The organism is Pseudomonas sp. R19M (genome assembly GCF_050312585.1).
Lineage (GTDB): Bacteria > Pseudomonadota > Gammaproteobacteria > Pseudomonadales > Pseudomonadaceae > Aquipseudomonas > Aquipseudomonas palleroniana.
Map to the genome: position 1 here is coordinate 1 of NZ_JBNPJV010000134.1, position 226 is coordinate 226.

Below are 226 nucleotides of genomic sequence, written 5' to 3' on the forward strand. Positions count from 1 at the left end.
GCGTCCCCTAGGGGACTCGAACCCCTGTTACCGCCGTGAAAGGGCGGTGTCCTAGGCCACTAGACGAAGGGGACACAAACCTTCTGTACATTGACCAGTGCTGAGAACTGATCGATTCAAGGACGGTGTGGCCAGACCTTGAACCTGTAAATTGGTGGAGCTAAACGGGATCGAACCGTTGACCTCTTGCATGCCATGCAAGCGCTCTCCCAGCTGAGCTATAGCC

General features: G+C 55.8%; 1 tRNA gene. It reads right to left on the bottom strand.

Annotated features, from left to right (window positions below):
* Position 1: 1 nt before the first annotated feature.
* Positions 2-74: transfer RNA gene (locus ACQRBT_RS28360), tRNA-Glu, on the bottom strand.
* Between the last annotated feature and the right edge of the window lie 152 nt (positions 75-226).